This window comes from Nocardioides ferulae (assembly GCF_003660455.1).
In the GTDB taxonomy this organism is placed as follows: Bacteria; Actinomycetota; Actinomycetes; order Propionibacteriales; family Nocardioidaceae; genus Nocardioides; species Nocardioides ferulae.
On record NZ_QZVR01000005.1, the window covers coordinates 216199 to 228073 of the forward strand.

At 72.9% G+C, this 11875-nt stretch carries 10 protein-coding genes; all 10 read left to right on the forward strand.

Annotation, left to right across the window (positions count from 1 at the left end):
* Positions 1–25: 25 nt before the first annotated feature.
* The 10 genes from hisC to D6B71_RS09320 all read left to right on the forward strand — a co-directional run bounded on the left by hisC (position 26) and on the right by D6B71_RS09320 (position 11818).
* Positions 26–1093 carry a histidinol-phosphate transaminase gene (gene hisC / locus D6B71_RS09275; RefSeq protein WP_121254270.1) on the forward strand — a complete coding sequence of 356 codons (1068 nt, stop codon included), beginning with the start codon at positions 26–28 and terminating at the stop codon, positions 1091–1093.
* Positions 1094–1245: 152 nt separating this feature from the next.
* On the forward strand, positions 1246–1488 hold the full coding sequence (locus D6B71_RS09280) for a dsRBD fold-containing protein (protein ID WP_121254272.1): 243 nt from the start codon (positions 1246–1248) through the stop codon (positions 1486–1488).
* A 101-nt stretch (positions 1489–1589) separates the two neighbouring features.
* Positions 1590–2591, forward strand: a complete 1002-nt coding sequence (locus tag D6B71_RS09285) for a glutathione S-transferase family protein (protein WP_121254273.1) — start codon at positions 1590–1592, stop codon at positions 2589–2591.
* A 153-nt stretch (positions 2592–2744) separates the two neighbouring features.
* Positions 2745–3665, forward strand: coding sequence for a cation diffusion facilitator family transporter (locus tag D6B71_RS09290; RefSeq protein ID WP_121254275.1), 921 nt, complete (start codon positions 2745–2747; stop codon positions 3663–3665).
* A gap of 1195 nt (positions 3666–4860) precedes the next feature.
* Positions 4861–6057 carry a pyruvate dehydrogenase (acetyl-transferring) E1 component subunit alpha gene (gene pdhA, locus D6B71_RS09295; protein WP_121254277.1) on the forward strand — a complete coding sequence of 399 codons (1197 nt, stop codon included), beginning with the start codon at positions 4861–4863 and terminating at the stop codon, positions 6055–6057.
* Positions 6054–7037, forward strand: coding sequence for an alpha-ketoacid dehydrogenase subunit beta (locus D6B71_RS09300; protein ID WP_121254279.1), 984 nt, complete (start codon positions 6054–6056; stop codon positions 7035–7037). The genes pdhA and D6B71_RS09300 overlap by 4 nt, the downstream gene beginning before the upstream one ends.
* A gap of 10 nt (positions 7038–7047) precedes the next feature.
* Positions 7048–8541: a dihydrolipoamide acetyltransferase family protein gene (locus D6B71_RS09305; RefSeq protein ID WP_121254281.1), complete on the forward strand. Its 1494-nt coding sequence runs from the start codon at positions 7048–7050 to the stop codon at positions 8539–8541.
* A gap of 85 nt (positions 8542–8626) precedes the next feature.
* Positions 8627–9643: a DUF2804 domain-containing protein gene (locus D6B71_RS09310; RefSeq protein ID WP_121254283.1), complete on the forward strand. Its 1017-nt coding sequence runs from the start codon at positions 8627–8629 to the stop codon at positions 9641–9643.
* A gap of 312 nt (positions 9644–9955) precedes the next feature.
* On the forward strand, positions 9956–10309 hold the full coding sequence (locus tag D6B71_RS09315; protein WP_121254285.1) for a VOC family protein: 354 nt from the start codon (positions 9956–9958) through the stop codon (positions 10307–10309).
* A gap of 138 nt (positions 10310–10447) precedes the next feature.
* Positions 10448–11818: a serine/threonine-protein kinase gene (locus D6B71_RS09320; protein ID WP_121254287.1), complete on the forward strand. Its 1371-nt coding sequence runs from the start codon at positions 10448–10450 to the stop codon at positions 11816–11818.
* Positions 11819–11875: the final 57 nt, after the last annotated feature.

Sequence of the window (11875 nt, forward strand, 5' to 3'; positions counted from 1 at the left end):
GATCGCTGGTCGCTAGCCTGACCGGATGGACGCCCCCCGGCCCCGGCCCACGCTCGACGCGATCCCCGTCTATGTGCCGGGCAAGCCTGCCACGGTGCGCCCCGGGCTGACGGCGTACAAGCTCTCCTCCAACGAGAACCCCTACCCGCCGCTGCCCGGCGTCGTCGAGGCGGCGCACCGGGCGGTGGCCCGGATGAACCGCTACCCCGACCTGGGCAACACCGAGCTGTACGCCGCCCTCTCGCGGCGGCTGGGCCTGCCCGAGGACCACCTGGCGCTGAGCACCGGGTCGGTGGCGCTGATCTACCAGCTGCTCACGGCGTACTGCGCGCCCGGCGACGAGGTCGTCTACGCCTGGCGCTCGTTCGAGGCCTACCCGATCGCCACCGCCGCCGTCGGCGCCGTGGAGGTGACGGTGCCGCTGACCGCGGACGCCCGGCACGACCTCGACGCGATGGCCGACGCGATCACCGACCGCACCCGCGTGGTCTTCGTGTGCACGCCGAACAACCCGACGGGCCCGGCGGTCACCCACACCGAGCTGACCGCGTTCCTGGCGAGGGTGCCCGGGCACGTGGTGGTGGTCGTCGACGAGGCCTACCTGGAGTTCGTCCGGATGCCCGACGCCGTCGACGGCCTGGCGCTGCACCGGGAGCACCCCAACGTGGTGCTGTTCCGCACCTTCTCGAAGGCCTACGGGCTGGCCGGGTTCCGGGTCGGCTACGCGGTGGCCGACCCGACGGTGGCGGCCGCGGTGCGCGCGGTGTCGCTGCCGTTCGGGGTGAACCTGGTCGCCCAGGCCGCCGCGGTCGCCTCGCTCGAGGCGGAGCCTGCCCTGCTCGAACGGGTCGACGCCCTGGTCGCCGAGCGCGACCGGGTCGGCGCCGCGCTGCGCGAGGTCGGCTGGCGGGTGCCCGACGCCCAGGGCAACTTCTTCTGGCTCGAGCTGGGCGAGCGCACCGCCGAGTTCGCCGCCGCCGCCGAGGAGGCAGGCGTGACCGTGCGGCCGTTCGCCGGCCACGGGTGCCGGGTGAGCATCGCCGAGCCGGAGGCGGGCGACCGCTTCGTCGAGTTGGCCGCCCGGTTCGCGTGACGCGACGGACCTTCTGACGGACCTTCTGTCGGGGTGAGGCCGAAAGACCTGTGCGACACACGACTTATCTCCCTAAGCCCGGGCGCCCGATTGGCCGATGCTGGGGGTGGCGCACTCGCGCCGGACAGCCCGAGTAGAGCAGGGATAGGCCCATGTCGACCCAGAAGATCGAGATCCACATCGAGCACGTCGGTGACCAGGTCCGCATCATGACGGCGCTGGCCCGCGACGGACACTCCCGGGTCGTCGGTCTCGGCGAGGCCGGCAAGCAGCGGGCCTGCGCGGTCCGCGGCACCGACGGCACCGAGCTGGCCCTCGCCCGGTCGCTGGAGAACCTGGCTCACCGGCTCTCGGAGTCCGTGGACGACGACGTCTACGCGGCCGCCGTCGACTGACCCCACCCCCGAGCACCCGTCCCCCGGTCGTCGATCACGGCCGGGGGATGCTGGCGTCCTGGGACCGGCCGGGTTCCCAGCCCCCGCCTAGATTTGCCGCCATGAGCGACGACGGCGACCAGACCCCGACCTACGTCGAGCAGGGCAAGGCCTTCGACCGGGACATGAACTACATCCCGGACCGGATCACCCGCGACGCCACCGTGCCCGAGCACGGCCCGGTCGAGGGCGAGCTGTGGCCGGTCGAGCCGGGCCGCTACCGGCTGGTCGCCGCCAAGGCCTGCCCGTGGGCCAACCGATCGATCATCGTGCGCCGGCTGCTCGGGCTCGAGGACGTCCTCTCGCTCGGCATGCCCGGCCCGACCCACGACAAGCGCAGCTGGACCTTCGACCTCGACCCCGGCGGCGTGGACCCCGTGCTGGGCATCGAGCGACTCCAGCAGGCCTACTTCGCCCGCTTCCCCGACTATCCGCGCGGGATCACCGTGCCGGCGATCGTCGAGGTCGCCACCGGCAAGGTGGTCACCAACGACTTCCCGTGGATCACCCACGACCTGTTCTTCGAGTGGCGCGACCACCACCGCCCCGGCGCCCCCGACCTGTGGCCCGACGACCTGCGCGAGGAGATGGAGCAGGTCATGCAGCGGATCTTCACCGAGGTCAACAACGGCGTCTACCGCTGCGGCTTCGCCGGTTCGCAGGAGGCGTACGACGCGGCGTACGAGCGGCTGTGGACGGCCCTGGACTGGCTCGAGGAGCGGCTCACCGACCGCCGCTACCTGATGGGCGACCGGATCACCGAGGCCGACATCCGGCTGTTCACGACGCTGGCGCGCTTCGACCCCGTCTATCACGGCCACTTCAAGTGCAATCGCGAGAAGCTGGCCGAGATGCCGGCTCTGTGGGGCTACGCCCGTGACCTCTACCAGCAGCCGGGATTCGGCGAGACCATCGACTTCGACCAGATCAAGGCCCACTACTACGTCGTGCACACCGACATCAACCCGTCGGGCATCGTGCCGCAGGGCCCCGACCCGGAGGTCTGGCTCACCCCCCACGGCCGGGAGCGACTCGGCGGCGAGACGCTGCAGCCCTGGGATTGACGCCGACCGGTCACTGATTCCCGCCCTTTCGCGGCGTGTCGGGGAACGATCGACGAGTCGGTGAGCCCGCTTCGGACCGCGGCTTCTCGGACGTGGCGGACCGGTCCCGGCAGAATGGGCAGGCCACCGAGAGGGACCGGACGAGGGGAACCGATGGGCCACGGACACAGCCACGCCGCCGGCCGCGCCGAGGACCGCGGCCGGCTGCGGCTGGTGCTGGCCATCACCGCGGTGGTGCTGGTCGTCGAGCTGGTGGGGGCCTGGATCGCCGGATCGCTGGCGCTGCTCGCCGACGCCGCCCACATGGCCACCGATGCGGCAGCCGTCGTCGTGGCACTCGCTGCCTCGCACCTCGCGAGCCGGCCCGCGGGCCCCCGGTCGACGTTCGGCTGGCACCGGGCCGAGGTGCTCGCCGCCCTCGCCAACGCGTTGGTCCTGCTCGGGGTCTGCTGCTATCTGGCGTACGCCGGAACCTCGCGGCTGCTGGACCCCGGCGAGGCGCACGTCGCGGCCGGCCCGATGCTCGGCTTCGCGGTGGTGGGGCTGCTGGCGAACCTGGTCTCGCTGCTGGTGCTGAGCCGTTCGCGGACGGGTTCGCTGAACCTGCGGGCGGCCTCGGCCGAGGTGATGGCCGACGCGCTCGGCTCCGTGCTCGCCATCGCCGCCGCGGCGGTGATCTGGGTGTCCGGCTTCCAGCAGGCCGACCCGATCGCATCGCTGGTGATCGCGGCGCTGATCCTTCCCCGCGCCTTCGCGCTGCTTCGCGAGGCCGGCGTGGTGCTGCTCGAGATCGCGCCGCAGGGCCTCGACCTCGACGCCGTCCGCAGCCACCTGCTGGGCTCGCCCGGCGTCGTCGACGTGCACGACCTGCACGCCTGGACGATCACCAGCGGCATGCCCAGTCTCTCGGCCCATGTCACGGTCACCGACGAGACGCTGGCCGCCCGCGGCCTCGGCGCCGTCCTCGACGACCTGTGCGCCTGCCTCGGCGAGCACTTCGAGGTGCGGCACGCCACCTTCCAGGTCGAGCCGGTCAGCCACCGCGCCCACGAGGACCTCGGCGAGGTCCACTGACGCGGACCACGCGTGGTGTGACTCGCCTGCCGGTCTCGTCCTGGGCTTCAGACCAACCCCCGCAGTCGGTCACCGTCGGTGGGCATGTCGCCGCGGTCTCGGGTCGCGGGGTTGGGGGTGGGGCGGGCAGCTCGCGGCTGCCTGGGGCTGGGCTTCAGACCAACCCACTGTTGGTCACGGCTGCCTGTCGGCTCACCGTGGGCTGGGCGTGCCCCGACCCGTCAAGCATTCCCTCCCCCGCTTCGCTCCTCCGGGAATGCCGGACGGGTCGGCGGAGGTCACGGGCCGGCGTTACCTGCAACCTGGTGGCGGGGCTTGTCATCTGCCCTGGGCTGCAGGGCAGTGCGGGTCACGGCTTGGCCGGGTCATGCGGCGTAGCCGCACCGTCCTTCCCCCCGGGGCCGTGAGCCCGGCGCCCAGCGGCGGGGTGGGGCGGCGGAGTCGGAGGGGCCCCGAGGCCGTGGATGGGCCTGGCCCCCGCTCCGTGAGGAACGAGCGGAGCGGGTGGTGGGCCGAGCGGGCCCCTCCGGCGCAGCCGACCCGCCCCACCCACACACGCACCGGTCCTCACCATCACCACGAAGCCCCGCGCAGCGGAAACCCCGCCAGCCCCGAGCGACACCCGGCGAACCGCATCACGACCAGCCGTGACATCGCGGCGCAGCCGCGAACCCCCTCCCACCCGGGGCGGTGAGCCCGGTGCCGGGCGCGGGGTGGGGCGGCGGAGTCGGAGGGGCCCCGAGGCCGTGGATGGGCCTGGCCCCCGCTCCGTGAGGGACGGGCGGAGCGGGTGGTTTGGCCGAGCGGGCCCCTCCGGCGCAGCCGACCCGCCCCACCCACACACGCACCGGTCCTCACCATCACCACGAAGCCCCGCGCAGCGGACAGCCACACACCGACCACGAGTGACAGGTCACCGGGTGAACATCGACCACGAGTGACAGGTCACCGGGTGAACATCGACCACGAGTGACGGGTCAGCGCCACATCACCAACCGGAAGTGACGGGTCGGCCGCGGATTGGATAGGTTCGGCTCCAGCCCCCGTGTGGGCCGGGTCACAGGCGATCCCGTGTCGTCGCAGCAGGACCCGGGGTGCACGATGGGGCGACGGCGGCGCGCCACCCAGGCGCCGCCGGCCCGATCCTCCGGCATGCGGCGACCCCGCCAGCCCGGATGACCCGAAGGAGTCAACGGTGACCCAGCATCCCGGCTTCGGCCCCGACCTCGCGGAGGTCTTCGGACCCGCCGCCCAGGACGGCGGCCCCGAGCTGATCCAGCTCCTCACGCCCGAAGGCGAGCGCGTCGAGCACCACGACTTCCGGTTCGACCCCGGTGCGGGCGTCGACGAGGCCGAGACCATCCGCGGGTTCTACCGCGACATGGTGCTCACCCGCCGCATCGACACCGAGGCCACCGCGCTCCAGCGCCACGGCGAGCTCGGCATCTGGGCCCAGCTGCTGGGCCAGGAGGCCGCCCAGGTCGGCGCCGGCCGCGCGCTGCGGCCGCAGGACTACGTCTTCCCGACCTACCGCGAGCACGGCGTCGCCTGGTGCCGCGGCCTCGACCCGCTGAAGCTGCTCGGGCTGTTCCGCGGCGTCGACCAGGGCAGCTGGGACCCCGCCGAGCGCAACTTCGGCCTCTACACGATCGTGATCGGCGCGCAGACCCTGCACGCGGTCGGCTACGCGATGGGCGTGCAGCGCGACGGCGCGGTCGGCACCGGCGAGCCGGACCGCGACACCGCGGTGGTCGCCCACTTCGGCGACGGCGCGTCGTCGCAGGGCGACGTCAACGAGGCCTTCATCTTCGCCGCCTCCTACAACGCGCCGGTGGTGTTCTTCTGCCAGAACAACCAGTGGGCGATCTCCGAGCCGATCGAGCGGCAGACCCGGATCCCGCTCTACCAGCGGGCGCTCGGCTTCGGCTTCCCCGGCGTGCGCGTCGACGGCAACGACGTGCTGGCGACGTACGCCGTCACCCAGGCCGCGCTGCAGCGGGCCCGCGAGGGCCAGGGGCCGACGCTGATCGAGGCCTACACCTACCGGATGGGTGCCCACACCACCACCGACGACCCGACCCGCTACCGGCTCTCGGAGGACGTCGAGCGCTGGAAGCTGCGCGACCCGATCGCGCGGGTGCAGGTCTATCTTAAACGCAACGGGCTGGCCGACGAGGCGTTCTTCGCCGCGGTGGCCCAGGAGGCCGACGAGCTCGGCGTCCACCTGCGCGAGGGCTGCAAGGCGATGCCCGACCCGGCGCCGCTGAGCATGTTCGACCACGTCTACTCCGAGCTGACCGACGAGCTGACCGCCCAGCGCGACGGCTATGCGGCCTACCTCGACACCTTCGAGGTCTCGGCAGGCTCGACCACCGAGGGGGCGGCCCGATGAGCGGTCAGAAGGTGACGCTCGCCAAGGCCCTGAACATGGGGCTGCGCAAGGCGATGGAGGACGACCCCAAGGTCCTGGTGATGGGTGAGGACGTCGGCAAGCTCGGCGGCGTCTTCCGGATCACCGACGGGCTGCAGAAGGACTTCGGCGAGGACCGCGTCATCGACTCCCCGCTGGCCGAGTCCGGCATCGTCGGCACCGCAGTCGGCATGGCGCTGCGCGGCTACCGGCCGGTGGTCGAGATCCAGTTCGACGGGTTCGTCTACCCCGCCTACGACCAGATCGTCTGCCAGGTCGCGAAGATGCACTACCGCTCCCAGGGCAGGTCGAAGATGCCGATGGTGATCCGCATCCCGTTCGGGGGCGGCATCGGCGCGGTCGAGCACCACAGCGAGTCGCCCGAGGCGCAGTTCGCGCACACGCCGGGCCTGAAGGTCGTGGCCTGCTCCAACCCGGTCGACGGCTACTGGATGATCCAGCAGGCGATCGCCTGCGACGACCCGGTGATCTTCCTCGAGCCGAAGCGGCAGTACCACGCCGACAAGGCCGAGCTCGATGACTCCGAGGCCCCCGAGCCGCTGTTCGCCTCCCGCGTCGTGCGCCGCGGCGCCGACGCCACACTGCTGGCCTACGGCCCGACGGTGAAGACCGCGCTCAACGCCGCCGCGGCCGCGGCCGACGAGGGCCGCTCGCTCGAGGTGATCGACCTGCGCACGCTCTCCCCGCTCGACATGGCGCCGGTCTACGAGTCGGTACGCCGCACCGGCCGCGCCGTCGTCGTCCACGAGGCCCACGTCAACCTGGGCCTGGGCGCCGAGCTCTCCGCGCGCATCACCGAGGAGTGCTTCTACTCCCTGGAGGCGCCGGTGCTGCGCGTCGGCGGCTTCGACACGCCGTACCCCCCGTCCCGCATCGAGGAGGAGTTCCTCCCCGACCTCGACCGGGTGCTCGACGCCGTCGACCGCTCGTTCGGCTTCTGAGGAGACCCGGATGCCTGAGTTCAAGCTGCCCGACGTCGGCGAGGGCCTCACCGAGGCCGAGCTGGTCTCGTGGAAGGTCAAGGAGGGCGACACCGTCGCCATCAACGACATCATCTGCGAGATCGAGACCGCGAAGTCGATCGTCGAGCTGCCCTCGCCGTTCGCGGGCGTGGTGCGCTCGCTGATGGTCGCCGAGGGCGAGACCGTCGACGTCGGCACCCCGATCATCGCGATCGGCGACGACGCGGAGCCGGCCGCGGCCCCGCCGTCCGGGGACGACGCGGCAGCCCTGGCTGCCGACATGGTGATCGACCTGTCCAACCCGGCCGCCAGCGGCGGCGGCGAGGGCGAGTCGCTGGTCGGCCGCAACAAGGCCGACCGCGGCCCGCTGCGCCGTGCCCGCAAGGGGTCGGCGTCCCCGTCGTCGGTCGCCGGGGCGCAGACCCAGATGCAGGTGCAGGGCGCGTTCTCGCCCGGCGGGGCGCAGTCTCAGGACGTCGCCCCGGCTGACGAGCCGCCGGTGCCGGCCCACGCGCCCGAGCCGCCGACCTTCGAGGGTCTCGCGATCCCCGACGTCACCGACCCGGCCGCCGGCCACGCCCGGGCGCGGGCGCTGGCCAAGCCGCCGGTGCGCAAGCTGGCCAAGGACCTCGGCGTCGACCTCACCACGGTGACCCCCACGGGGCCGCACGGCACGGTGAGCCGCGAGGACGTCGAGCAGGCCGCGTCCGGCGCCGGCCGGGCGATGCCGGAGGCCTACCCCGACCTGGGCCGGCTCGGCGTGCACTCGATGGGCGGCGCCCGCGAGACCCGCGAGCCGGTCAAGGGCGTGCGCAAGATGATGGCGCAGGCGATGACCACCTCGGCGTTCACCGCACCGCACGTCACCGAGTGGGTGACCGTCGACGTCACCGAGACGATGCGCCTGGTCGAGCGGCTCAAGGCGCGCCGGGAGTTCCGCGAGGTGAAGGTCAGCCCGCTGCTGGTGCTGGCGCGCGCCTGCGTGCTGGCGATGCGGCGCACCCCCGAGATCAACTCGTTCTGGGACGAGGCTGCCCAGGAGGTCGTCTACAAGGGCTACGTCAACCTCGGCATCGCCGCGGCCACCCCGCGGGGCCTCGTCGTGCCGAACGTCAAGGACGCGGACGCGCTCTCGCTGGTCGAGCTCGCGATGGCGCTCGGCGACCTCGTCGACACCGCCCGGGCCGGCAAGACCCAGCCCGCGCAGATGAGCGGCGGCACGTTCACGATCACCAACGTGGGCGTGTTCGGCGTCGACGCCGGCACCCCGATCATCAACCCCGGCGAGTCGGCGATCCTGGCCTTCGGCGCGGTCAACAAGCGGCCGTGGGTCGACGAGCAGACCGGCGAGATCGTCGCCCGCGACGTCACCACGCTGGCGCTCTCGTTCGACCACCGCCACATCGACGGCGAGAAGGGCTCGCGGTTCCTCGCCGACGTCGCCGGGCTGCTGCACGACCCGGCGTCCGCGCTGCTGTTCTGAGCTCGCGCGCGACCGCGTGGACTTCGGCGTACCAGGTGCGCCGAAGTCCACGCGATCACGCCTCCGGGGACGACACAATCGCCGAGTGACCACCGACCTGCGCGAGATCACCGAGCCCGTCGACCTGTGCCGCCCCGACGGGCGGCTGAACCGCGACGCGGTGGGGTGGAGCCGGACGCCGCTGCACCGGGCCAACCTGCGCACCGACCTGCGGGCGGGACTCCACGGCTGGGGCCGCACCAAGCGGTGGGAGTACTGGGGCGTGGTCACCCCCACCCACGTGGTGGGGCTGGTCGTGTCGTCGTTGGACTACGCCGGGGTGCTCGGCATCTACGTCCTCGACCGGGTGACGAAGCAGGAGACCGTGCACGACGCGACCGTGCCGCTAGGACGCGGCGTGCGGCTGCCCGACCGCGCCGGCACCGGCCGGGTCGAGGCGCACGGCGGCAACCTGGCGTTCGTCTTCGACCAGGGCGTGGACGCCACGACGCTGCGGGCCACCGCGCCCGACGTCACCGTCGACCTCACCCTGCCGGCCGTGCCCGGCCACGAGTCGCTGGGCGTGGTGGTGCCGTGGAGCGACCGGCTCTTCCAGTACACCGTGAAGGACGTCTCCCGGCCCGTGCGCGGACAGCTCGTCGTCGGCGGCCGGCCCCACGACGTACCGGCCGGCGACTCGTTCGCCGTGCTCGACCACGGCCGGGGCCGCTGGCCCTACTCGATGACCTGGAACTGGGCGGCCGGCAGCGGCCCCGGCCGGGGCATCCAGCTCGGCGGCAAGTGGACCGCCGGCACCGGCTCCACCGAGAACGCCCTGTTCGTCGACGGGCGGGCGCACTACCTCGGCGGCGCCGGCGAAGAGCTGCGCTGGGACTACGACCGCACCGACTGGCAGCGGCCCTGGCGGATGACCGGCTCCCGGGTCGAGGCCACCCTGCACCCGTTCCACGAGCGCGCCGCGCGGACCAACCTGCTCGTGGTCGCCGCCGAGACGCACCAGTGCTTCGGCGAGTTCAGCGGCTGGGCCACCAGCGACGACGGCGAGCGGGTGCCCCTCGACGGGCTGGTCGGCTGGACCGAGGAGGCCCGCAACCGCTGGTAGACACCGCTATGCGGGCGGCCTTCGGCCGCAAGAGCCTGGAACTCGCTTCTTTCGCCGCCCTTTCTGTTGCGCACAACCAGGCTCGCTGCGCTCGCGGTCGTGCGCGCTGCCGCTGGCTCGCTGGCGCTCGCCGCGCCAGCCTGTCTCGGGATGGGTGGATCGCTGAGGGGTCACCGATTCACGCGATTCTTCGGCGTGTCGAGGAACGATCGACCCCTCGCCCGAGCGGGCTGGCGCACATTCGCCGACCCGACCGACACGACGCTCCCAACGGGACTACGGTGCGGTCATGACCCCAGAGGAAGGCAGCTGATGAGCGAGCTCGACGTGCGGATGATCATCCTCTCGACAGACAACCTCGACGAGTCGATCAGGTTCTACACCGAGACCATGGGGATGGCGCTGAAGTTCCGGGACGGCGCCCACTTCGCGGCGCTCGACGGCGGCTCGGTGACCCTGGCGCTGGCCACCTCGGTGGACCACCCGCTGCCCGGCAAGGTCGTCGTCGGCGTCAAGACCGCCGACGTGGACGCCGCAGCACGGGCCGTCGAGGCCGGTGGGGGTGCGATCGTCAAGGGGCCCTACGACGACGCCCACGAGCGCCGAGCCGTGGTCTACGACGACAAGGGCAACGGCCTGGTGCTCTACAGCCCGCTCCAGCGCTGACCTCGGCGGTCACACCGGCGCCCTTTCCGCCACCGAGAAGGGCGCTGGTGTGACCCGCGAGCCATGTCGCGACCGTGCTATCCACTGCTCGTGCCACGCCCCTGGTGTGAGACCGCCCCGACGGGGTAGGACGAGCCCGTGACCAGCCCGCCCCCCGCCGACCCAGGCACCACGATCGGCCCCTACCGGCTGGGCCGACGCCTGGGCGGTGGCGGCATGGGCGTGGTGCACGAGGCGCACGACACCGTGTTGGGGCGGTCGGTCGCGCTGAAGCTGATCACGCCGGGGCTGGCCGACGACCCGGCCTTCCGTGCCCGCTTCACCCGCGAGGCACAGGCCCAGGCGCGGCTGGACAGCCCCCACGTGGTGCACGTCTACGCCCACGGCGAGGCCGACGGCCACCTCTACCTCGCGACCCAGCTGGTGCCCGACGGCGACCTCGGCGGCATGCTGCGCGTCCACGGGGTGCCGCCGCTGCGGGTCGCGGCGGAGCTGGTCGCGCAGGTCGCGGCCGGCCTCGCCGATGCTCACGCCGGTGGGCTGGTGCACCGAGACATCAAGCCGGCCAACGTGCTGCTGCGCCGCCGTGCCGACGGCTTCACCGCCTACCTCGCCGACTTCGGCATCGCCCGGCCGGTGCTGGCCGAACAGACCCACGCGACTGTCGGCACGGTCGGCACCCCCGGCTACATGGCCCCTGAGCTGCACGACGGTGCACCGGCGACAGTGGCCAGCGACGTCTACGCCGTCGGCTGTCTGCTCTGGACGACGCTCACCGGCCGCCCGCCCTACGCCGGTGCCACCGACTTCCAGGTCGCCACCGCCCACCGTGACCAGCCGGTGCCGCAGCTGCCCGGTGCCGGGGCCCAGGTCGAGGCGCTCAACCGAGTGCTGCGAACCGCGATGGCCAAGCAGCCTGTCGAGCGCTACGCCACCGCGATGGCGATGCGCGACGACCTGCGGGCCGTGCTCGCGCTCCCGGACACGCCGGCCCCGGTGCGGCCGGGCAGCGCCGAGGTCCCACCACCGGGGCGCGCTCGGGGCCAGCTCGTCGCCCTGGCCGCCGTGGCGGCCCTGGTCCTCGGCGGCCTGGCGGCGACGGCGTACGCCGTGCTCGGCGGCGAGCGGGAGCCGGCGCGGTCCGCGGCAGGTGCGGAGACCACCGGACAGAGCGAGCCGGTCGGCGGTGTCGACGCGTCGGACCCGGTCGGCGAGGCATCGACCGAGCCGCCCACCGATCCCTCCACCGAGCCTGGCGCGCCCTCCGCGGAGGACCGCGAGCGCGCCGTCTCGACGCTGGCCGCCGCGTTGGCGGCGGAGGGGCCGATCACCTCCGACCAGGCCGAGTGCGCGGCGCGGGGCTGGATCGAGGCTGCCGGGCTCGAGGAGATGGCGGCGGCCGGCTACTTCGACGAGCAGTGGAACTACGTCGACCAGCCGGAGGAGGACATGCCGCCCGAGATCCGCAGCGCCATCTTCTCGGCGGTCACCGCGTGCGTCACCGGTTGACCGATCGGGCGGGGACTTCTCACGTGTCGTAGTCGCTTCACACGCGTTGCAACGCGT

Bases quoted from the DNA above. Each gene is read 5' to 3' on its own strand.
- D6B71_RS09305 (WP_121254281.1), top strand. From the start codon at position 7,048: ATGCCTGAGTTCAAGCTGCCCGACGTCGGCGAGGGCCTCACCGAGGCC.
- D6B71_RS09300 (WP_121254279.1), top strand. From the start codon at position 6,054: ATGAGCGGTCAGAAGGTGACGCTCGCCAAGGCCCTGAACATGGGGCTG.
- D6B71_RS09285 (WP_121254273.1), top strand. From the start codon at position 1,590: ATGAGCGACGACGGCGACCAGACCCCGACCTACGTCGAGCAGGGCAAG.
- D6B71_RS09290 (WP_121254275.1), top strand. From the start codon at position 2,745: ATGGGCCACGGACACAGCCACGCCGCCGGCCGCGCCGAGGACCGCGGC.
- hisC (WP_121254270.1), top strand. From the start codon at position 26: ATGGACGCCCCCCGGCCCCGGCCCACGCTCGACGCGATCCCCGTCTAT.
- D6B71_RS09315 (WP_121254285.1), top strand. From the start codon at position 9,956: ATGAGCGAGCTCGACGTGCGGATGATCATCCTCTCGACAGACAACCTC.
- D6B71_RS09280 (WP_121254272.1), top strand. From the start codon at position 1,246: ATGTCGACCCAGAAGATCGAGATCCACATCGAGCACGTCGGTGACCAG.